Source organism: Paenibacillus psychroresistens, from assembly GCF_009728935.1.
Classification (GTDB): domain Bacteria; phylum Bacillota; class Bacilli; order Paenibacillales; family NBRC-103111; genus Paenibacillus_AC; species Paenibacillus_AC psychroresistens.
The window spans coordinates 56424-79444 of sequence record NZ_CP034235.1 but is presented as its reverse complement, the minus strand read 5'-3'; the positions used below and the strand labels follow the sequence as shown (position 1 = coordinate 79444).

The 23021-nt window shown below is 42.4% G+C and carries 23 protein-coding genes; all 23 read right to left on the bottom strand.

The genetic code is table 11. The annotated features are described in order from the left end of the window. Positions 1-76 precede the first annotated feature (76 nt). The 23 genes from EHS13_RS00425 to atpD all read right to left on the bottom strand — a co-directional run bounded on the left by EHS13_RS00425 (position 77) and on the right by atpD (position 22945). Entirely contained in the window at positions 77-376 is a 300-nt protein-coding gene (locus tag EHS13_RS00425; RefSeq protein ID WP_155698328.1) for a DNA-directed RNA polymerase subunit beta, read from the bottom strand. Then, positions 373-1242 (bottom strand): flagellar hook-basal body protein, encoded by an 870-nt coding sequence (locus EHS13_RS00420; protein ID WP_155698326.1) that lies wholly within the window; start codon positions 1240-1242, stop codon positions 373-375. The genes EHS13_RS00425 and EHS13_RS00420 overlap by 4 nt, the downstream gene beginning before the upstream one ends. A 25-nt stretch (positions 1243-1267) precedes the next feature. Beyond that, positions 1268-2170: a flagellar hook-basal body protein gene (locus EHS13_RS00415; RefSeq protein WP_155698324.1), complete on the bottom strand. Its 903-nt coding sequence runs from the start codon at positions 2168-2170 to the stop codon at positions 1268-1270. Positions 2171-2224: 54 nt separating this feature from the next. Beyond that, a complete protein-coding gene (mreB, locus tag EHS13_RS00410; RefSeq protein WP_155698323.1) occupies positions 2225-3226 on the bottom strand; it encodes a rod shape-determining protein MreB in 1002 nt (333 codons plus the stop codon). 121 nt (positions 3227-3347) lie between these two features. Beyond that, positions 3348-3638, bottom strand: coding sequence for a sporulation transcriptional regulator SpoIIID (spoIIID, locus tag EHS13_RS00405; RefSeq protein ID WP_155698321.1), 291 nt, complete (start codon positions 3636-3638; stop codon positions 3348-3350). A 159-nt stretch (positions 3639-3797) separates the two neighbouring features. Next, positions 3798-4625 (bottom strand): M23 family metallopeptidase, encoded by an 828-nt coding sequence (locus EHS13_RS00400; protein WP_227013731.1) that lies wholly within the window; start codon positions 4623-4625, stop codon positions 3798-3800. Between the two features lie 18 nt (positions 4626-4643). Then, positions 4644-5750, bottom strand: a complete 1107-nt coding sequence (gene spoIID / locus EHS13_RS00395; protein ID WP_162462910.1) for a stage II sporulation protein D — start codon at positions 5748-5750, stop codon at positions 4644-4646. Positions 5751-6113: 363 nt separating this feature from the next. Further along, entirely contained in the window at positions 6114-7439 is a 1326-nt protein-coding gene (gene murA, locus EHS13_RS00390) for a UDP-N-acetylglucosamine 1-carboxyvinyltransferase (RefSeq protein WP_155698317.1), read from the bottom strand. Between the two features lie 82 nt (positions 7440-7521). Next, the gene (locus EHS13_RS00385) at positions 7522-7782 is read right to left on the bottom strand and encodes a DUF1146 domain-containing protein (protein WP_227013729.1); all 261 of its coding nucleotides are present in this window, start codon (positions 7780-7782) and stop codon (positions 7522-7524) included. A gap of 18 nt (positions 7783-7800) precedes the next feature. After that, the gene (locus tag EHS13_RS00380; protein ID WP_155698316.1) at positions 7801-10260 is read right to left on the bottom strand and encodes a S8 family serine peptidase; all 2460 of its coding nucleotides are present in this window, start codon (positions 10258-10260) and stop codon (positions 7801-7803) included. Positions 10261-10341: 81 nt separating this feature from the next. Then, positions 10342-11901, bottom strand: a complete 1560-nt coding sequence (locus EHS13_RS00375; protein WP_155698314.1) for an NADH-quinone oxidoreductase subunit N — start codon at positions 11899-11901, stop codon at positions 10342-10344. Between the two features lie 3 nt (positions 11902-11904). After that, a complete protein-coding gene (locus tag EHS13_RS00370; protein WP_155698312.1) occupies positions 11905-13542 on the bottom strand; it encodes a complex I subunit 4 family protein in 1638 nt (545 codons plus the stop codon). Beyond that, positions 13532-15424 (bottom strand): NADH-quinone oxidoreductase subunit L, encoded by a 1893-nt coding sequence (nuoL, locus tag EHS13_RS00365; RefSeq protein WP_155698311.1) that lies wholly within the window; start codon positions 15422-15424, stop codon positions 13532-13534. Before nuoL ends, EHS13_RS00370 begins: the two co-directional genes overlap by 11 nt. A 172-nt stretch (positions 15425-15596) precedes the next feature. Continuing rightward, positions 15597-15908, bottom strand: coding sequence for an NADH-quinone oxidoreductase subunit NuoK (gene nuoK, locus EHS13_RS00360; RefSeq protein WP_155698309.1), 312 nt, complete (start codon positions 15906-15908; stop codon positions 15597-15599). Position 15909: 1 nt separating this feature from the next. After that, positions 15910-16452, bottom strand: coding sequence for an NADH-quinone oxidoreductase subunit J (locus tag EHS13_RS00355; protein WP_155698307.1), 543 nt, complete (start codon positions 16450-16452; stop codon positions 15910-15912). After that, positions 16439-16897 carry an NADH-quinone oxidoreductase subunit NuoI gene (gene nuoI / locus EHS13_RS00350; protein WP_155698305.1) on the bottom strand — a complete coding sequence of 153 codons (459 nt, stop codon included), beginning with the start codon at positions 16895-16897 and terminating at the stop codon, positions 16439-16441. Before nuoI ends, EHS13_RS00355 begins: the two co-directional genes overlap by 14 nt. Positions 16898-16911: 14 nt before the next feature. Further along, positions 16912-17922, bottom strand: coding sequence for an NADH-quinone oxidoreductase subunit NuoH (gene nuoH, locus EHS13_RS00345; protein WP_155698304.1), 1011 nt, complete (start codon positions 17920-17922; stop codon positions 16912-16914). Further along, positions 17923-19023, bottom strand: a complete 1101-nt coding sequence (locus EHS13_RS00340) for an NADH-quinone oxidoreductase subunit D (RefSeq protein ID WP_155698302.1) — start codon at positions 19021-19023, stop codon at positions 17923-17925. It abuts the gene before it with no gap. Positions 19024-19029: 6 nt separating this feature from the next. Continuing rightward, complete coding sequence (locus EHS13_RS00335; RefSeq protein WP_155698301.1) at positions 19030-19818, bottom strand: NADH-quinone oxidoreductase subunit C; 789 nt, start codon at positions 19816-19818, stop codon at positions 19030-19032. Further along, complete coding sequence (locus EHS13_RS00330) at positions 19815-20333, bottom strand: NuoB/complex I 20 kDa subunit family protein (RefSeq protein ID WP_155698299.1); 519 nt, start codon at positions 20331-20333, stop codon at positions 19815-19817. Before EHS13_RS00330 ends, EHS13_RS00335 begins: the two co-directional genes overlap by 4 nt. Further along, the gene (locus EHS13_RS00325; protein WP_155698297.1) at positions 20318-20683 is read right to left on the bottom strand and encodes an NADH-quinone oxidoreductase subunit A; all 366 of its coding nucleotides are present in this window, start codon (positions 20681-20683) and stop codon (positions 20318-20320) included. Before EHS13_RS00325 ends, EHS13_RS00330 begins: the two co-directional genes overlap by 16 nt. Positions 20684-21000: 317 nt before the next feature. Then, positions 21001-21405 (bottom strand): F0F1 ATP synthase subunit epsilon, encoded by a 405-nt coding sequence (locus tag EHS13_RS00320; RefSeq protein WP_155698295.1) that lies wholly within the window; start codon positions 21403-21405, stop codon positions 21001-21003. A gap of 133 nt (positions 21406-21538) precedes the next feature. Continuing rightward, positions 21539-22945 (bottom strand): F0F1 ATP synthase subunit beta, encoded by a 1407-nt coding sequence (gene atpD / locus EHS13_RS00315; RefSeq protein ID WP_155698293.1) that lies wholly within the window; start codon positions 22943-22945, stop codon positions 21539-21541. Between the last annotated feature and the right edge of the window lie 76 nt (positions 22946-23021).

The window sequence follows — 23021 nt, the reverse complement described above, 5'->3', positions numbered from 1 at the left end:
AAAACCCCCACCTGCCACACAACAAAAAAAGCACCCGAGCTGAGGGCGCTGTTATTCATGGATAGCTTTTGGCCTATTAACTTTTTGAATACACAAGCTCATAAAGATGCTTCCAGGTCGCCATATCAAAAATATCAGAGTATGGCTGATGTCCAATTCGAACGTAACCAATAACTAATCCTGCATACAAGGCAGCTAAACATAGAGCAGGAACTAGCAATAATCGTAATGTGAAAAGAACAATACGCAGCCATAGCTTTTTTCGCTTACGCTTTTTTTTGGCAGGTGCAGCTGGCTTTGACGCTTTAGCTGCTTCTGGCTTTTGGGGAACCTCTTGAATTTCAAACTCTTCGACTGAATTAGGTGGCATCGTCATCCGCGTAGGTTATTGGCCAAATTCATCATTGTATCTGAGGAAGTAACCGCACGTGCGGTTAATTGGTATTCCCTTTGTACCATGATGAGTTGAGTCATTTCGTCTGCTAGATTTACGTTGGATTGCTCTAAGTACCCTTGTCTAATGGCTACTGGGCTATCTAAGTTTGAACCTGTATTTACATTTTGGAGAATCTGCCCATTGGCATTATCTAAACCTTCTGGCAGCGCGTAAAGATTCTCACCAATTTGCTGTAAATATTGAGGTCGAACTACACGAACAAGCTTAAGCTGACCAACCTGTAGAGGAATCGCGCCGCTATCGCTTGGATTAATTGCCGTGACGTTCCCTTTATCATCGACAAACATTTTTAAATCCTTAGGAAATTTAATGGGCTGTCCATTAACGCCATTAACGAAATTACCTTCTTTGGTTTGCAGATATAAATTGGCTGGATCCTGCGGATTGACTGCTAAATTAAAGCTTCCATCACGGGTGTAAACCGTTTTGGCTACAGGCTCACCTGTTGTTTCATCCACTGTATTCATAGTCACTTCGTAAAGCGCATTTCCTTCTACTGCTAAGTCGGAGGAAATATTCGTTGCAGCTAATGTACCCTGAGCTAAATTCATTTGGGCTTGACTCAGCTTAGCGCCCCAGCCTTGGTTAAATCCAAGGGGTGAAAGCCGCCCATCCTTCTGAAAGCCCTTAGGCTGTTCTTTAATGTTCGTCAGAATATCTTCAAAAGTAGCGTCTTTTCTTTTGTAGCCATTCGTATTCGAATTCGCCATATTATTCGATATGATGTCTAGCTTTTGCTGTATAGCATGCATGGTCACCGATGAGTTAATTAATGAGTGATTCATCTAGAGGTCCCCCTTAGCCATATTGTTAAACTCGGCCTATTTCGTTTACGGTCTTTTCCATGCTTTTATCATAATATTGCACCATTTTTTGATTGGCTTCATACGCTCGCAGGGCGGCAGTCATATCTATCATGGATTGGGCTGCATCCACATTCGACCTTTCCACATAACCTTGTTTAACTTGGACCTCGTTATTAGGTATTATCGAAGTCACGCTTGCCACATCATCTGGATTGATTTTATATACACCATTACCTTCACGAATCAAACGGTTGGGGTTATCCACACGTGAAATCATGAGAGCTAGGGGTTGTCCATTAGCATTATTAATCGGCTGGCCATTCACCTCATCAAGAATGGTACCATCTGGCCTGATCTTGACATTCGCTAGATAAGTATTAGTTGTCGGGTCTCTCAGAACGATAGGTTGTCCATCACGACCTAAGACTTTATAGCCTTCGGGTGTTATAAGCTCACCTGTGTCATTCGCTTGAAATTTACCATTACGTGAATAACGTTGCTCACCGTTGTGGTCCAATACTGTAAAGAAGGCTTGTGGTTGAAAAATCTTCTCACCATCAGCGGTAATGGTTTTACCAGAGCCATCGAACTGCAAGCCAGGAATCTGAATATCCGAGACCAATGCCACATCTAATGGGTTTTTTGTTTCTTCCATATCGCCTTGTAAGTAAATAGAAACATCTTCCTCTGCAAAAACCCCTGTATTAAGCCTTCCAATTTGCTTTACTGAACGCGAACCACTTTCCCCATTTGAAAGAGAGATCATGAAATCAGGAAAGGATCGGGAAACCGCGTTACCTTGCTTAAATCCAGGTGTATTAATATTGGAAATGTTATTGGTAATCGTATCATGCTTTCTTTGCTCCATGATCATACCTGCTGCAGCAGTATAAAGTCCTCTTAGCATATGGATTCCCTCCTGGGAGTTTTCCTTGGAAAACTTGCTTCGTAAGCATACTCTTTAATAAAACTTCTGTTTCGAGACACGGTCTAGGTTGTCCAGCATCGCTCCGGTTCCTTTAACAACACAATGCATTGGGTCTTCGGCCACATTAACAGGTACCTTAAGCTCTTCAGCAAGCAATAAATCCAAGCCGTGTAGTAACGCTCCGCCACCTGTGAGGATAACTCCTCTATCTATAATATCCGCCGAAAGTTCCGGCGGCGTCTTTTCTAATACGGATTTAGCTGAGGCAACAATTGCGGATACGGGCTCCCACAAAGCTTCTCTCACTTCATTGGAATTGATCGTAACCGTTAATGGCAAGCCGGACACCATATCTCTGCCGCGGATATCCATTTCTTCTGCACGACCACCTAGAAAAACAGTACCAATTTTCAGTTTAATGTCTTCGGATGTACGTTCGCCAATAAGCAGCTTATATTTATTCTTAATATACTTCATGATCGCGGAGTCGAATTTATCGCCTGCGATCTTGATCGAAGATGAGGTGACGATGTCGCCCATCGATAAGACGGCGACATCTGTCGTTCCTCCACCTATGTCAATAACCATATTCCCACTTGGCTGATAGATATCCATACCAGCTCCAATAGCAGCAGCTTTAGGCTCTTCTTCCATAAAAACTTCTCTGGCCCCCGCGCGCTCTGCAGCTTCGCGAATGGCCTTCTGTTCAACGGATGTAATATTCGTTGGTGCACAAATTAGGATACGAGGATGACTGTACCATTGCTTGCCGCCAACCTTGGCTATAAAATATTTTAACATAATTTCTGTAATTTCAAAATCGGCTATGACTCCGTCCTTCAAAGGACGTATCGCAGTAATATTGCCTGGTGTGCGTCCAACCATGCGACGTGCTTCTTCTCCAACAGCAAGTACTCGCTTAGTATCGCTCTCAATAGCTACCACGGATGGTTCATTCAGAACAACTCCGCGACCTTTAATGTGAATCAGAACATTTGCCGTACCTAAATCTACTCCAATATCCTTGCTGAACATTTCTTAGTGTCCTCCCAAGCTAAACATAAGCTACCGTTACGATAAGCCCAAAAAAAGGCGTCGTTTTAGGTATATTCGCCATAGAAAGCCAAATCCCTTTTTTTTCGCGAATTTTTGCGATTTAAGCATTTACAGGTATTAATAGCTCTGCACCTTTGTAATGACGCGTCTTCTTATACTTCACCTTCGTTGCCTCTCCCCCTCTCAGATGTCGAATCGATTTGTGGTATTCCAGAATCGTTTTCACTTGATTGGCGAGATCCGGATTGATTTCGGGCAATCGTTCTGTTAAGTCCTTGTGCACTGTGCTTTTGGAAACCCCAAATTCTTTGGCTATCATTCTCACGGTATTTCTCGTTTCCACAATGCAGCGGCCGATCTTAATCGTCCGTTCTTTGATGTAATCGTGCACTCCGCTCGCCTCCCTATTCGAGATAGTTTGGTACATTATATGAGGAGCGAGCCTATATATTCGAAATTTGGACATTTATTTTGTCGGACAGACCTTATTTAGGGCAAAAGAAAAAGCAGAAGGGAATTCCCTCTGCTTGTCCTTGTGTGCGCTGACAGCTTATTCGTGCTCTGCCATTAACGCAGTAGGGTTAAGAACTGGACCGTCTTTGCTCTCGCGTACTTCAAAATGAAGATGAACGCCGTCGTCTTTTTCCAGCTCGTTGACTCCTGCTTTGGCAATGATATCGCCTTGTTTAACTTCAGCACCTTGAGTAACAATGATGTCACTCAAGCTCTGATACATGGTGATCATTCCATTGCTGGATGTGATCTCCACTTGACTGCCGGTGAGCGGGTTTTTCTCGACAACAGTGACCTTACCAGTAAGGGCGGCTAAGACATCAAAAGTCTGATTGTCTGCTCTAACAAGGTCTAAACCCGTATGCGGAGTAAACGTATCACCGTACTGCACCATAGCGGCTTGTTTATCCTCGTTGGATGCCTGAGTGTCATAGAAAGGAATCCCGGCTACAACATCATTACGATTCACCACTGGCCATTGCATTTTTTCTGTCGCTGCAACTACTGGAAGCGCATTAACTGGTTCGTCTTTTAGATCCTTAGCTGCTGTTCCTGTCTTAGCAATTTCAGTGCCGGCTTTATCAGCGGTCTTAGAGCTACCCAAATCCTGGTAGACCCACATGAACGTTAGAATAATTGCCGCTGCCGCCATGTAAATTGCTGGAAATGCCCATTTCTTCGCCATTAATCCCCGCCATCCTTTGGATGGTACTGTTGTGTTGGATGTTACCTCTTTAGTTACAGTAACTTCCTCTTTAACTTGAATGCCCTTTTTTTGTTCATTCATGTTCATCACCTCTGTAACCATTGTTGCCACAACATTAGGTTTTATACGTGAGATGATAGAGGTTTTTAATAATTTCATATATATAGCAGTCTCGAGCTACTGTTTACTGTAGCTTGTTAATAGGTTTTGAGCCGATTTAAGCTTAATTCCTTTATAGTAATATTGCAGAATCTTAGCTGCCGATTCTCCCATTTGTGCCATTCCGTTCGCCCCCCATTGACTCATTCCCACGCCATGGCCGCTTCCTTGTGTTTGAATAACCATGGTATTTCCTTTCTTCTGCCAAGTAAAAGCGGAGGAGGCGAGGGCCAGACGCTCTCGGATTTCTTTACCAGTAAACTGCTTGCCTGCGATTTTAATAGAAGAAATTCGGTGCCCTTCTGAAATTTGGACATTTGAATTTACGTTAATTGATAAGCTTGCAGGAATGGCTTTACTTGTAGTTTTTGAGTTTGAGAGACCTAGTTTAAGTAGAAATTGCGTTATCGATATCTCTATGGTCTTATTGAAGCTAGGTGATATTTTACGATCCCAGGGACTGGCAACACTACGTAAGTAAGGCTCATACACACCCCAGTAGTCCTCTGAATTCTCTGTAAATCCATTACTCGTTGAAAAATAAGTAGCATTGATCGGTTCGTTGGCATAGGTGATGATTACTCCCCGTGTTTCGTTAACCGCTTGGTTGATTTTCTTCATGTTAGTTTGGAAGTTTTTCTGGCCCCAGTTTTTCGCTAGCTGTTGATCGGTTAAATATGCTTGATGTACAACTGTATCCGTTACCTGGGCTCCCTTCATTGGAATACCGCTTAGATCATGGTTGACAATTCTGCGTACAATGTATGTTCTAGCTGCAATCGCCTGGGCTTTAAGAGCCTCTAGTTGAAAATTTACTGGCATTTCCGCCGCCACAACTCCAGCAATATAGGACTCCAAGGGAACTCTAGCTATTTTCTGTTGGTGGCTTAAATAAATAGAAACGACGAGAGATGATTGGTACAATTGGGAAGAAACCGCTATGGAATCTAGATCTTTTGTAGAATCTGTGGTACCTAATGAATTTGTTTGAGAGTCACCCTCAATTGCGACGTGGGGCTTGCTTTCTGTTATTTTTTCTAAGCCAAAGGTAATAAGAGCCGTGAGTAGCACTACACCAAGCCATGCAGCTATGCGTACTTTGGTTTGATACTGAATCGTTACCATTAATAGGCGTCCTCCTACAAATCTACTCTTGCTGCATACAATATAGGCAAACAATCTGCTTTTAAGGATAAACGCTAGATTGTTATGCATATTAACATTCTATGAGAGTTGTAGGGTTGGTAGAACACAAATTAAAGTCTGAAGTGGCAGAAAAAATCGCAGAAATGCTAGGAATGGCTTTGTTTGGGGGATTGGTATGAAATGCTAGTTTGGTTGAAGAGTTGTAAATGAAATTTCTAATTAACGAAGAAGGCCTGTTTAAATTGGCAAAAAAAGATGTTATCACTCTGGACAGAGTGGCTTTCTATTCAGGCAATAAACTCAAAGCAGAAAAAAACCTAACGAGGCCCACAAAAATAAATTTCAAGCCCAGCTAGGTCTAACAGTGGCGAACAAAGCCTTAATCTCACTAAGCTCTTCCTGCACCTCAACATCCTCACCACGTCGAATATTGGCTCCAAGCTCACGAAGCTTACGGACAATATCCACGTAGCCTCGCTCAATATGATGAATGCCACTAATCTCTGTATCGCCTTCTGCAGCAAGTGCTGCAAGCACTAGAGCTGCTCCAGCGCGCAAATCGGTGGCCATGACTTTCGAGCCGACTAAACGACAGTTTCCACTAACAACCGCAGCTCTTCCGTCCACCTTGATCTGTCCATTCATCCGATTAAACGCTTCCACATGCATAAACCGATTCTCGAACACAGTCTCCGTGATGATGCTGGTACCGTCAGTCGTCAATAGCAAAGCCATCATTTGCGATTGCATATCTGTGGGGAATCCAGGGTATGGTAAAGTTTTAACATCCACAGAGCGTAACGGATGCTCAGCGCTCACACGCATTCCATTCTCATCAATATCGATAATAACTCCCATTTCCTGCAGCTTGGAGATAATCGGCGTCAGATGGTCCGCTATGATCCCTTCAATGTAGATCGTACTTCCCGTTATTGCCGCAGCAATCATATAAGTACCCGCTTCGATCCGATCTGGAATGACCGTATGCTCTACTCCTCTAAGCTCTGTCACACCATCAATTCGGATGATTCCTGTGCCTGCACCGCGAATACGTGCACCCATGGCATTGAGGAAATTGGCAAGATCGACAATTTCCGGCTCTTTTGCTGCATTCTCAATAATTGTAGTGCCTTCCGCTAATGCTGCTGCCATCATGATATTCTCTGTAGCTCCTACACTGGCAACATCGAGATATATCTTCGCACCTTGCAATCGTCCGTTCACTTTGGCTTCAATGAAGCCTAACCCAAGCTCAATTTTTACACCCATGGCTTCGAAGCCTTTCAAATGCTGATCAATCGGTCTCGTACCAATGGCGCATCCACCAGGTAAAGCAATTCGCACTTCCCCACAACGAGCCAGCAAGGGACCCATAATAAGAAAAGAGGCACGCATTCTGCGAACCAGATCGTAAGAGGCTTCTGTGCACTGAATATGGGATGCATCCACTTTAATCGTGGAGTGATCGTAATTAATGGTGATGCCCAACCCCTCTAACACTTGATGCATCGTGCGAACATCGTCGAGGTTTGACGCTTCATGAATTATACTGACACCTTCTGAGGCTAATATGGATGCTGCAATGATGGGTAATACTGCATTTTTGGCGCCATTAATCTTAACTTTACCGGATAATCGTTGACCCCCGCGGACAAATATTCTACTCAACCGGATCACCTCAACGTTTATAATCTTATATCTCCATTGTTAGCAAGATGGCTTGATGTTATGCGGAAGTAAATTATCCACTTTAAAACATTCCTTTAAGCAAACTCGACCAATGAAAATATTCGATAATGAACCGAGCTACTTCACTACCTAATGCAATAGAAAGCAAAATTTGCAGAAATATGGCGGGTGAGCTTTTGGGACGCTTCAAAAATAAATCAAAACGTATTGCTTGCAAGCCCCACCAAGATAAACCGATACAAATAACCACAATACAAATGTTCATTAAGCTGTCGAGTGCTATTGATTGATTAAGCGCACTAGAAGCACTAGATGTATCCACTATAGTAAACCCCCTTTTCTAATAGTTCATTATTTTTACCAGAAGCTGCGCAAACTCTGCACGTGTAGCTAAACGATCAGGTTGAAACGAACCATCCTTAAATCCAAGAATCCAACCTTTTGTCTTCATTTCACCTAGAATGTCCGCACCCCAGTAGGTTTTATCAATGTCACTGAAGCTGGAAATGCTGGTATCTACAGATTGTTTCCCCTGCGTTCGCGATAACAGAGCTGCCATTTCCATTCGATTGAGCTCCTGATTCGGCTTAAAAGAACCATCTGGATACCCTGACGCTACGTTCTCTTTTGACGCGTTCACGATGGCTTGATTATACCAATCCGTTGCCAGCACATCCTTGAATGTGCTTGTACTTTGGTTTTTCCAGCTAAAGGCTTTATTTAAAATAGATACGGCCTCGGCTCTTGTAATGGTCTGATCCGGTAAAAAACGATAATTGCCATACCCATTTATGAGGTTTAAGTTAGCTAATTTAACAATGCTATCCTTAGCCCAATGTTTGGAGATATCTGCAAATCCAGCAAGAACAGGAGAGGCTTCCATTTTTATATGGTAGAGCTGGTTTTGGAAGCTTTCATCTACCTTTAATTCGATATAATATTTTCCAGGCAGTAGATAGGTATCTAGATTGATTTTTGTGCTATCTGCCGTATTCTCGCTGTTATTAATAGTCTTCAATACATAATTCTGCAGGGATAAATAAATCGTCCGGTTATGCGGAATATTCGTCAGCTCCAAATGGACCAAGCTTTCCTTCTCCACATTAAAGCTAAACCAATCCACATCTGTGCTCTCATCTAGCACTCCATCGTAAGTAACGCCTGAATTCATCCCTGTGGACTGAAAAGAACGGTCATTAGGCTCATTGGGATCGATATAATATTTATCATAATCAATTTGCAGAATATACTCACCGATAATCGGAAAGCTATAATCCTTAACATTACTGACCAGAAAATAATAATTTCCCGGGGTAACTTCTAGGGGTAAGGATGTTTCAGTCTGACCATCGCTTTTTTGGTCAATTATCTGGGTTTTCATTCCCGTCTTTTCTATGCGCAGCACGGAATCAATTCGGCTTGTATCTGTAGATAGCTTTAGACGTAAGGTTCCTGCTTCTGTAATAGGCAGCATAAACCAATCCTGATCGGAATTCTGATGAAAGGTCCCCGTTATCATTTGGCTTCTCGCTGGCAAAACATAAGCTTTAAACTTACGATCATTGTCTTCAAAAGAGTCGGGATTAACAAATAATTGCGGATACATTTGATATTTTATTATTGTAGTCGCACTGGCTGTTAATGAACGAATCCTTAGATAATTACGGCCTTTGGTTACTTGAAAAGAAACTTCTTTGGTCGCGAGTCCTTTATACGTGGTTCCTGTCTCGGTTAGTTTCTTATAGTAGGTCATTTCAATGCTCTTGGCTTCTGTTGAGTCGGATACAATATCCATTTGCAGCGAACCACTATAAGGAGCATCGATGATATACCAATCCGTATCGGTTTTATCACTTAATGCAGCTTCGCTTTTTTTGCCAAATGGCAGTCGTTTAGCTGTTGCTGCTTGATTATTAGATTCATAAATATCATCCAGTGGTTTATCTACAAGTGCAAGATCTGTACGAAGCAATCCATAACCCGTATGCTCGTCCCATCCTTTAGGCCCGATATCCTGCGCCGTTTGCCGGATCATATTGCGTATTTCAGCTGGCGACATCGTTGGATATTTGGTCCACAGCAGTGCACAGGCTGCAGCTACCTGCGGCGCGGCCATTGAGGTGCCTTCTTGTCGTTCATAGCCGCCTCCCTTGGCGGTTGTATATACATTCCATGGTGCTACTACATCCAGCTCAATCCCATAATTGGACCTTTCCTCAGCGACGAGATTTGGCTTCACTCCACCTACAGCAAGCACAGATGCATAAGCAGCCGGATATTTCACCGATTCTCCTTCGTTTCCAGATGCTGCGATCAACAACACCCCTTGCTTCTCTGCTTTTTCGACAACTCCACTAAGATAGGCGGAAAATTTATTTAAGCCCAAGGAAAGCAGGACAATACGTGCACCATGATCAACTGCATAGCTTATGCCTGCACCTAAACGCTCCTCATCCCCGGTTCCTTCGTTATCTAAAGCTTTAACAGGCATTATCCGTGGTGTCCAGGCAATACCCCTTGCTATTGAGTTTTTCAATACTGCTTCGACAATGACTCCAGCAACATTAGTCCCATGCCCATTATCGTCCATCGGCGTCGTCTTCGGCTTAACCAGATTAGTTCCGCTTACTAAATACTTTTTCAGATCTGCATGCTCCAGATCTACTCCCGTATCGACAATAGCTATCGTCAGCTTATCCGTCAGCTGAGGTGCCGCTGAAACCTCATTAGCCTGAAATATTGACAGCGAGGTAGAGACTAAAGCCAGACAAAGCAGCCCTTTTATAATAATGCGTTTCACTTTATTCTCTACCTCCTCTTCCCAAGAAAAACAATAAGCCCCAGCACTTTAGCTGCGGCTTAACATATTTAACCATAAAACTTAACCTGTAACCATAAACAAATCCTTAGTCATGCTAAAAATAGTTTCGATTTGATTCAATATAACCTGTGGGAAGAAACCAAGCAATAGGGTAATAATGGTGCATATCCAAATGACAATCGCCAAAGGTATAGTTGGCTTAAGGTCTCGCGCTTCAATGTCGCTGCGCATAAACATTTGGCGAATCAGACCAAAGTAGTAGTAATAGGCTATCACACTAGCACCAATCATAATGGCAACCAGCCAATATTTTTGAGTCTCTAAAGCCCCGATAATGATGAACAGCTTACCGAAAAATCCGCCTGTAACTGGAAATCCTGCTAAGGAAAGCAACAGCACTACCATTGCAAAAGCTGTCCATGGTGCGCGATAATACAAACCAGCAAATCCGCGTGTTTGTTCGGTATCAGAAGCATTCTCAATCATTGCGAATACAGCAAGCGCACCGATATTCATAAACGTATAAGCGATCAAATAGAAGGTGAATTCAGAAAAATTCGCTTGATGCACGAATCCAAATTCTGCAGCAATTGGGACCAACAGATACCCAGCATTTGCAATACCAGAAAAAGCTAATAAGCGTTTAAAATTCCTTTGACGCAGAGCTAGAATGTTACCAACGACCATTGAAATTGCCGCTAAAACGGCAATGGTGAATAGAATGTCATTGTAAATCGGTTGCTCTACTGTTCCTGTTACACCATAGAAGGTCCTATATACGAAACGAAATAGTAATGCGATAGCAGCCCCTTTGGATACAACAGCTAAAAATGCGGTTATAGGAGTCGGCGCTCCTTGATAGACATCTGGTGCCCAACTGTGAAAAGGTGCAGCGGCAATTTTAAAGCCCAGTCCAGCTAGCATTAAGAAAAATGCTACATAGATTAATGCCGTGAATGAACCACTTGTTTGAGCTAGTGCGTTATTAATTTCTAATAAGTTTGTTGAACCGCTAATCCCATATAGAAATGACATTCCGTACAGTATCATTGCTGATGCAATTCCACCCTGCACGATGTATTTAAACGCGGCTTCATTCGAACGTCCGTTTAATTTACGCATGCCAACCAGAATATATGAGGTAATGCTCAACAGCTCCAAACCAACGAATAACGCGATTAAATCAGCTGATGAAACCATAATCATCCCGCCTATTAGCGCAGGTAGCAGAAAATAATAATATTCTCCGACATCGGGAATTTCTGTCTTTTTGATCGAACCGATGCTCATTAAAGTAATTAATCCTGTTGCGATAAGGAAGAGCAGCTTAAGAATGCCCCCGAATGCATCTACACGATAGCTGTAATGCAGCAGTTCCGCTCTTACTGGTTCACCCTGAGTGAATGAAAAGGCGGAAAGATCAAATTTAACACCAAGTTGGTGGATCACAAAGCCAGCAGAAATGACAATACTAACAATAGATAACCAACCAAGCAAAGTTCTACTTACTCGTTTAGGCAACACTAAATCAATAATCGATAAAAGAATCGCAGAGATGACTAGCGTCAACTCTGGAGCCAGATAACTCAGATCACTCCACTTAAGTCCATGCAGCTCCATCGGTTAGCCTCCCATCTTCATTGCGATTGTGTGGATAAAATCATTAAAACCAACAACAGTAGCCTGTAAAGGCTCACTTAATACAGCTGGAAATAGACCGATTAAGAGAATAAATGCCACTAAGGTGATCATCGGTATAGCTTCCATCAAACGTACATCACGAATGCTGGCATAAGCTTCCGACATCGGACCATACGTAATTTTCAGAACACCGCGCAATACATAAACTGCAGTAAGTATAATCCCTGCTGTACTGATAATGGTAATAATCGGCATACTGTCGAACAAGCCCAAGAACGCTAAAAACTCGCTTATAAAGCCGGATAAACCTGGCAAGCCTAAGGAAGCCATGCCCCCTATCAACAGAATGCCGCTCATAAACGGCATGGATTTGGCAAGCCCGCCGAGCTCATCAATTTGTGTTGTTTGTGTTCGTTCATAGATACTTCCGACAATCAAGAACATCAACGCCGAAATCAAACCGTGTGAGACCATTTGGAAAACCGCGCCTTGCAAACCAATTACGTTAAATGCTGCAATCCCTAACAACACTATGCCCATATGGCTTATGCTCGAATACGCTAATACCAATTTAAAGTCTTTTTGTACAAAGGCTAGGATCGCGCCATAAATAATATTGATTAATCCGAGCAACCCAATCACATACGCCCATTCCTTGGCCTCACCTGGAAAGAGCAGGACGCCAAAACGAATGAGACCGTAAGCTCCCATTTTCAATAAGATCCCTGAGTGAATCATTACAATGGAAGGTGGTGCCTCGGAATGCACTTTAAGCATCCAAGTATGGAAAGGAAAGATTGGAAGCTTGATTGCAAAAGCCACGAATAATAAACTAAAAATCGTCCACTTAATCCCTTTGCCTAAATAGAATGGATTTGGATTCTGGGGACCCGAAACTGTGTGAATTAGCGCATCAGGATTATAAAACAAGTTATGTGTAATATCCTGAAGACTACCGCTGAAATGAACCGAATTTACAGCTCCGCCCTGAATGACCACAAACCCAGCGGTTGTAACCAGAATTAAGAAGGCAATTAGCATTAAAGCTGAGCCTATCCCGTTGTATATCAAGAATTTATTCGCAGCTTTTTCGCGGTTATGGTAGCCCCAAATTCCAATTAAGAAGAACACAGGAACCAACGCGATCTCGAAGAACAAGAAGAACAGGAATACATCCTGTGCCATAAATACTCCGAACATGCCTACTTCCAAAATTAAAAATAAAATGAAATAGGTTTTCCAACGCTTTTTTATATAAATCGAGGCCAACGCTGCCATGGTGGAGACCAAAGCAGTTAGAAATACCATAGGAAGCGATAAGCCGTCAACAGCAATATTAAAATTAAAGTTAAGTGTAAATTGCTGGAACTGGCTTAACTGCTCCAATTCTTTACTTAAGTCAATCGAAATCCAGCGATAGTTCTCTTCGAATTGCATGGTGCCCAGCTGATGGTTGAATTCTGCATACAGCCAGCCTGCTAAGATAAGCGGTATGATTGTAGCTGCAATACCGATGATTTTGATCCATTTTCCATTATCCTTTGGCATGAATAACAATAACAGCACTCCAAGCAAAGGCGAGAATGCAATTAAACTAAGAATAGGAAGGTCAGCCAACATGGATAAACCTCCTTCCAATTAAAGCAAGTAACAGGATGAGAAAGCCTAATAAAGTCATTAAGCCAAAGCTTTGCAGTTGACCGTTTTGAAGCTTAGATCCCCAAGAGGATAAGGCTAGCGTAAAATTAGCGGTTAAACGAACAATACCGTCGATGACATAATCATCAAACCAATTGATTAACAGCCCTAAACCTCGTAAGGGAGCTATGATAATCACTTGATATAGTTCATCTATATAATATTTGCGATTAAGCAGATTGTAGAGCCAGGGAGCCCGCGAAGTGATTAGATCCCGAGGAATCCAGCCCTTGTAGAACACAGCCCATCCGACAAAAATACCACCTAAACCGGCAATTGTAGATAGAATCATTACGATATAATTAACTTTTTCTTCTTCAAAATTCTCCACGAGCCAAGTGCCTAGCCATGGATTAGCCTCTGGAATGAAGACAAAGCCTGCTGCAAAAGCCAATACAGCTAGAATCATAAGCGGTAATGTCATAGATAACGGTGATTCATGTGGTTCCGTGTGGGAACGAGATTTGCCGGTAAAAACCAAGAAGAACAGACGGGACATATAGAAAGCTGTGAAGAATGCAGCAGCTAATCCAACCCAGAACAAGACTGGATGATGCAAGTAAGCCTCCGTTAGAATAGCATCCTTGGACCAAAAACCTGAGAAAGGCACAATTCCACAAAGCGCTAGAGAGCCTATCGCAAAAGTAATTGTCGTGATCTTCATTTTCTTCGCTAATCCGCCCATTTCATGAATATCCTGGGTATGTACCGAATGAATAACACTACCTGAACCAAGAAAGAGTAATGCTTTGAAAAAGGCATGCGTGAAAAGGTGGAATATAGCAGCAGCGTAAGCTACCCAAGTTCCCATTCCTAAAGCCATCATCATATAGCCCAATTGGCTGACTGTGGAGTAAGCCAAGATTCGTTTAATATCATTCTGAGCTGTACCTATGGTTGCTGCGAATATCGCTGTAAAGCCACCAACATAAGCGACTACTGTTAATGCATCCGGTGAAGCCAAGAAGATATCGTAGGTGCGAGCGACCAAATACACGCCTGCTGCAACCATAGTTGCTGCATGGATCAAGGCACTAATCGGTGTGGGTCCTTCCATTGCATCCGGCAACCAGGTATGCAGCGGAAACTGCCCTGATTTACCCGCAGCGCCTACAAAGATTAAGATGGCTATCAATGTTATAGTGCCATCACCAATCGCACTGTGTGTACCACTGAATACGTTATGGATGGAGGTGAAATCCATTTGATGATCCGGCATGTACCAGAACAACAGCATGATCGCGATGAATAAGCCAACATCACCAATTCGCGTGACGATAAAAGCTTTTTTGGCTGCAGCTTTCGCTTCAGGCTTGAAGTACCAGAACCCGACTAACAGGAAGGAACAAACCCCTACTAGCTCCCAGAAAATATAAAGCTCAATGATGTTCTCGGAGATGACCAGACCCAGCATGGAGAAAGTAAACAAAGCCACATAACCAAAAAATACGGAAATGCGTTCATCGCCTTTCATATAGCCCTTGGAATAGATATTCACAAGTAAGCTAACTAAGGTAACGACTAGCAGCATAAGTGCATTTAAGTTCGTCACTTCAAAGCCCATATTTAATGAGTAATCACCAATTTTAATCCATTGTAAATCATGCCAGGTGTAATTTTCGATTTGTGAGCCCACTCGCTCGAAGAAAATGAGCGCAGCTAACACAAATGAGGCAAGCGAAGCGATAATGCTGACATAGACGCTTAATTCTTTTGCTTGCCGACCCACCGCTGTTACTATTAAAAATGCCAGTAGCGGAAATAGCGGTATTAACCACGCATATTGCGAATAGACCGATTCCATGAAATTTGTGACCTCCCGAGGGTAAACGGCTACGTCGTCTTACACGGCTAACTTGCAGCTTTTAAATACTGTTAAGGATAACTTTTTAATTGTTACCCATTACCCGTTTACTAGTTGCAAGCTAGCCGTACAAGACGAGTGCTTTTGCCAAGAAATATATTGTTCTTGAATCTTAACGTTTCATATAATCCATGTCTTGAACTTCAGTTTTACCGCTATTGCGGAAGAGGGCAATCAATATCGCGATCCCCACTGAAACCTCAGCTGCAGCTACTGCTATGTTAAACAAAGAAAAAACTTGTCCGGTTATAGAAGGATTCACCCCTAGCTTAGCAAAAGCAACCAGGTTTAAATTCACCGCATTCAGCATTAATTCAATAGATAATAAAACAATTACCGCATTTTTTTTAGAAAGCGCGCCATATATTCCAATACAGAACAGAATAGCGCCTAACATTAGGTAAGGAGCTACTACACCACCCATATTACTCTTCCTCCCTTTTTGCAATAACAATTGCACCAATTAATGCAACTGTCAGCAAAACAGATATCAATTCAAAAGGAATAACGTGTACATTAAACAGTAATTTACCAATTTCTGCTGTGTTATCATCACCAGGATTAAACTTGCCGGCATCCGGAAAATCAGCTGTCTGAATGGCATAGAATAGCACACCAAGCAACGCAACGGAACCGATAATTAATAGAATATTATGCAATGGACGCTGGGCTTCCACCTCTTCGCCTCTATGCTTGGTTAGCATGATCCCAAAGATCATTAGAATAGAGATAGCACCTGCATAAATTAACACTTGAACTACGGCAACAAACTCTGCTTCCAACAGAATATAGAGTCCAGCCAGACTTATAAACGTCAATGCCAGCGAAACCACCATATGCACAACCTTGGTATAACTGATCATGAAAATAGCCCCGCTGATAGCCATTAAAGCAAATACGAAAAACACCCAGTTGCTGCCCTCAGAGGCAAAGCTCGAAAGATTATCAAAAAAGTTAGACAGCAGCATCTTTTTTCGGACCTCCTTTAGGCATCGCGGAGTTATTCTCTTGGCGGATGAAGTTGGTATTACTGCTTAGCCAAGCTTTATCTTTGAATAGGTCGTCTCTACTAAAGGAGGCCAGCTCAAAGTTATTAGTCATAACAATGGCTTCTGTAGGACAAACCTCTGTGCACAAATCACAAAGAATACAGATTTCAAAATTGATATCATAGGTATCGATTACTTTACCTTTTTTATCTGGATCTGGGTTAGCTTTTCCGGTTAATGTTATGCAATCCGTTGGACATACCTTCGCACATAAATTACATACAATACATTTTTCCGGGTCAAAATATTGGATCCCTCGAAAGCGATCCGGCATAACTAAAGGGACCTCAGGATATCCGTAGGTAATGTTCTTGCGCCCCATATTTTTCAGCGTAACGCCCATGCCTTTGATTAAACCCTTCATTCGTTTTCACCCCTTCATCCCATAAAAAATTTAATATACAAGACGGTTACGAAAATGTTGATTAAAGATAACGGCAATAATACTTTCCAGCCTAAGCCCATCAGCTGATCGATTCTTAAACGCGGCATTGTCGCTCTTAACCAGAACAAGAAGAATACCACGAAAGAGAACTTCAATAGGAACCAAATGATGCCTGGTATAAACTCTAAGAAATTAAACGGCGGATGCCAGCCACCTAAGAACAACACCGTAGTCAAAGTAGCAATTGCGAATACATATACATACTCAGCTAGCATGAAGAAGGCAAAACGGAAACCGCTATACTCCACATGATAACCAGCAACTAATTCCGACTCTGCTTCTGGCAAGTCAAAAGGCGTTCGATTTAATTCAGAGATAGCTGCTATTACAAAAACGACAAAACCAATGATTTGAGGGAGGAAGTTCCAATGCCAGAAGCCGCCATCCTGCAGGGCGACAATGCGACGCAGGTTCATGCTTTCCGTCATCATGACAGTTCCCAATATAGAGATAACCAACGGTACCTCATAACTGATCATTTGTGCGGCTGAACGCATTCCGCCTAGCAGAGCATATTTGTTATTAGATGCCCAGCCACCTAGAACAATACCAATCGTCGAAATCCCTGATAGCGCAACATAATAAAGCACACCGATATTCAAATCAGCGAAATACAGCTTATCTGTGAAAGGCATAACGGCCAGTACTACAAACGAAGGTACAAAAGTAATAATCGGTGCCATAATGAATAAGTCACGTTCGGCAGCCGCTGGAATGGTATCTTCCTTAAGTAACAGTTTGGTAACATCCGCAACACTTTGCAATAAGCCCATAGGACCTACGCGGTTTGGACCTACCCGCATCTGCATGGATGCAATAACTTTCCGTTCAAAATAAATGGCGTAGGTTACGAAACCCAGAACCAAAAGCAGCATAATGATGCCCCAGACCGAGAAGATCGTAAAGTTAAGCCATGATAACTCCTGTTGAAGCAATGTACCCATCTATCCGTCAACCTCCCCTACGACAATATCAATTCCACCTAGGATGGTAATCATATTAGTCATGGTTTCGCCTTCTAGCAGCTTCGGTAAAATTTGCAAATTAACAAAGGAGGGGCGTCTGAATTTTAAACGAAACGGCTTATCTTTACCTTTGGAAACAAGGTATACGCCAATTTCACCACGAGGAGATTCAATACGACCGTAAACTTCACCCTCCGGAGCACGTAATACCCTTGGAACTTTACCCATAATATCGCCATCAGCTGGAAACTGCTCAACTGCTTGTTCTAGTATGCGTAAAGATTGGCGAATTTCTTCAAGCCGGATTAAATAACGATCATGACAATCGCCGCCATCACGTACTGGCACATCAAAATCGAATCGATTATAGATACTGTAGGGCTGGTCTTTACGTAAATCCCAATTCACACCTGTACAGCGTAAATTTGCACCGCTTAGTCCATAATCAATAGCCGTTTGTGCATCATATTTACCAATACCCTTAATTCGGGCAAGAAAAATTTCATTACCGCTAACAAGCGCGTTATATTCATCCAGCTTATCCTTCATATAAGGAATAAACTTTCTAACTTTGTCGATCCAGCCTTCTGGAGCATCCCATTTAACGCCGCCAACTCGCATATAATTGTACGTTAACCGTGCTCCACATAATTCATTGAATAGATCAATAATAATTTCACGATCACGGAATGCGAATAAGAATGGGCTCATCGCGCCAATATCCAAGAGATACGTGCCCCACCATACCATGTGGCTTGCTACACGTTGAAGCTCCATCACAATCAGTCGAAGAAATTCTGCACGCTCTGGGATTTCAAGCTGCATCAGCTTCTCGACGGTATGTACTAATACATAGTTATTCGTCATAGCTGATACATAGTCTAATCGATCTGTGTAAGGAATAATTTGAGTATACGTTAAATCTTCGGCAAGCTTTTCGGTACCACGATGCAAATAACCCATAACCGGGATAGCCTCTTTAATCACTTCCCCGTCAATCTTCACAATAATTCGGAATACTCCATGAGTACTGGGATGCTGAGGTCCAACGTTAAGCAGCAATTCTTCTGTCCGTATCACTTCGACTTACACCTCCGGATCAAGTGGTTCATAATCTTTACGCAGTGGATATCCGACCCAATCGTCCGGCAGCATAATACGAGTCATATTCGGATGTCCCGTAAAATCTATGCCCAATAAATCAAAAATTTCTCGCTCATTCCAATTCGCTGTTGACCATACTCCCGTTACAGAAGGAATGGATGGCTGCTCGCGATCGGTTTTTATCTTTACACAATAGTCGCGTTTCGTTGAAAGCGATATCAAGTGATACACTGACTCTAAATGCGTCTCTTGATCTGTTCCAGATAAATTGCGCAAATAATCGAGCTTTAACTCAGCATGGTTTTTCAAGGTAATTGCACAAGCCAACCAGTGTTCTGCTTGCAAGACTACTGTTGGAAGGTCACTGTCTTTTTCATTTATGTAAGCTTCTACTACTACATCTGGGCTTACATTTTCGTTCAATATTTGGACAACTCGGTCCAATAAAGGTTGATTCACAGAAGGTGGTTTGACCACCGGTGCTTCGCCTTCAACGCCTGCTGGTGCTTCCGCTTTCGCTGCTTCTGCTGCTTTGGCAAGTGCTCTTAATTCCCTTGCTTCAGCTGCTGCCTTTACTTTTGCTGCTTTTTCCTCAGGTGTTTGTTTTTGAAGCACGGGTGCAGGAGAATCAGATGGCGCTTCTGCCGATACTGTTTCTGTTGCTACTGCTTCAGGAGCTGACGTGCTTGTTGGCTTCGTTTCCTCTGCAGCTGCGGGAACAGCTCCCTCGATAACGGCTTGATCGTCGACAGGTTTATTGTCTTCGCTCATCGATTCGTCACCTGCTTCCCTGTCTTCGCTTCATATTTAATCTTCTCTTGAAGTTTATTAATTCCATAGATCAACGCAGCTGGATTCGGCGGACAGCCTGGGATATAGACATCCACAGGAACTACTTGATCGACACCTTTTACAACCGCATAAGATTTCACATAAGGTCCACCTGCTGTTGCACATGACCCCATCGCAATAACCCATTTCGGCTCTGGCATTTGATCATACAATCTTCTAAGTAAAGGAGCCATTTTCTTAGTTACCGTTCCTGCAACAATCATTACGTCCGACTGTCTAGGTGATGTCCGAAAAATAACACCAAATCGATCTAAATCATAATGCGATGCTCCCGTACCCATCATTTCAATAGCACAGCAAGCTAAACCAAAGGTTAGCGGCCATAATGAATTGCTCCGTGCCCACGCTTTAAGCTGTTCCAACGTTGACATGAATACATTGCGATCCAGTTCCTCTTTTTCTGAGGGTGAAATACTAGCTAAATTGAAGTCCATTGCAGCACCTTCTTCTTCCAGGCATAGATAAGCCCAACAGCTAAGAGCGCGACAAACACGCACATCTCAACTAGCGCAAATGTGCCTAATCTCCGATAAGCCACAGCCCACGGGTATAAAAATACAGTCTCAACATCAAAAATAACAAACATTAGCGCAAATAAATAATAACGAATGTTGAAACGGACTTGTCCTTCACCTACGGGCTCATTTCCACTTTCATAAGTCGTATATTTCTCGACTTGAGGCTTGTTGGGTCGTAAGAACTTGCCGATGGTTAAAGCAGCTGCTGGCAATATAAGACCCAGCCCAATGAAAATCGCCACGATCACATAATTATTGGTAAACATTCGCTCAATCCCTTCGTAGCTATAAGGATAAACACCGTAACAATTATATCAAATGCTTATGAGGGTGTCTAATGATTTAATTATTAAAAACTATTTTTGTATACATTTGTGTATATTGTAGTATTGGTATCTGACTATGCCATAACACAACGATCACTGAGATATGAGTTTCAGTCAGACTTTTAATTTAATGGAGTAATTTACTTTATTGTATCCTATAATCAGTGATTATAATTCGATAATAAAAGGAGGGACTATCCCATATAGCAGTTAAGCTGCTATATGGGATAGTCCCTCAGTCTTTAAAAGGCTTAGCTTTAGAAACGCTTTTCGCTGACATTGATACGCATTAAAGCTTTTTGCATCGCCAATTCTGCACGATGGAAATCGATATGCGTCGCTTTATCGTTCAAACGACTCTCAGCACGTGTTTTTGCAACTTTAGCACGTTCAACATCGATATCGCCTGGAAGCTCAGCGCTCTCAGCCAAAATGATTACTTTGTCCTTACCAACTTCCATAAAACCACCGCTAACTGCGATGTACAAATCTGTGCTTCCTTGCTTAATGTGAACAGGTGCAATCTTTAAAGGGGTAACCATAGGGATATGATGAGGTAGAATACCTAAATCCCCCGCGACACCTTTAACTACGATCATATTCACCTGTTCCGCATAAACCTTCCGCTCAGGAGTTACTATTTCTAATAAAAAAGTGCTCACATTGACACCTCCCAAGAGTTTTCGTAAGAAAACTCACTTCGTAAGCAGATACTTAGAATTTTCATTAGAAAATTCCTCTTCGCAAGCATAATCTGAATTTTCGTTAGAAAATTCCACTTCGTAAGCCTATAGATTACAACGTTTTAGCTTTTTCAATCGCTTCTTCGATCGCTCCAACATACATAAATGCTGCTTCTGGAAGATCGTCATGCTTGCCTTCAAGAATTTCTTTGAAGCTACGAACAGTATCTTTTACAGGAACATACTTACCTTTGATCCCTGTAAATTGTTCAGCAACATTAAAAGGCTGGGACAAGAAACGTTGAATTTTACGTGCGCGTTGTACAGTTAATTTATCATCATCAGACAATTCATCCATACCTAGAATCGCAATGATATCTTGTAATTCTTTGTAACGTTGAAGAAGTTTCTTAACACCTTGAGCGACTTGATAATGCTCTTCGCCAACAACTTCAGGTGAAAGAATACGTGAGCTAGAAGCCAATGGATCAACCGCTGGGAAAATACCTTGCTCAGCAATCTTACGCTCCAAGTTAGTCGTTGCATCCAAATGGGCAAACGCTGTAGCTGGTGCTGGATCCGTGTAATCATCCGCAGGAACATAAACCGCTTGAATCGATGTTACTGAACCCTTCTTCGTGGATGTAATACGCTCTTGCAATTGGCCCATTTCTGTAGCCAATGTCGGTTGGTAACCTACCGCTGAAGGCATACGCCCTAGAAGTGCGGAAACCTCAGAACCCGCTTGAGTAAACCGGAAAATGTTATCGATAAACAACAACACATCCTTGTTTTCTTCATCACGGAAATACTCAGCCATTGTCAAACCGGACAATGCAACACGAAGACGTGCGCCTGGAGGCTCGTTCATTTGACCAAATACCATCGCTGTTTTGCTAATAACGCCTGAATCCTTCATTTCGTGGTAAAGGTCATTTCCTTCACGAGTTCTTTCACCAACACCGGCGAATACAGAAATCCCGCCATGCTCTTGAGCAATGTTGTTAATCAACTCTTGAATCGTAACCGTTTTACCAACACCTGCACCACCGAAAAGACCAATTTTACCGCCTTTTACGTATGGAGCAAGCAAGTCAATTACTTTAATTCCGGTTTCTAGCATTTCTGCTTGTACGGCCAATTCATCAAAGGCTGGTGCAGCACGGTGAATTGGTTTTACATTCGTGCGTTCAACTGGAGTTCCGCCATCAATTGGCTCACCCAATACGTTAAATACACGACCCAAAGTTATATTCCCTACAGGTACACTAATTGGTGATCCAAGGTCAACTGCATCTAATCCACGAACCAAACCGTCTGTGGAAGACATTGCAACACAACGAACCATGTTATCTCCCAAATGAACAGCTACTTCAACCGTTAAGTTGATATCACGTTCTCCAGCAGTGGAAGCTTTTTTCTCAATTTTGATTGCGTTCAGGATGTTAGGGAGATGACCACGTTCAAACTCGATGTCAACAACCGGTCCCATAACCTGTACAACTCTACCGTTACTCATTTGTTTCCCTCCTCAGAGTTTTGCTTTTGCAAAACTTTCTTCGTAAGCATTAGCCGAGTTTAGCTCGGCAAATTTA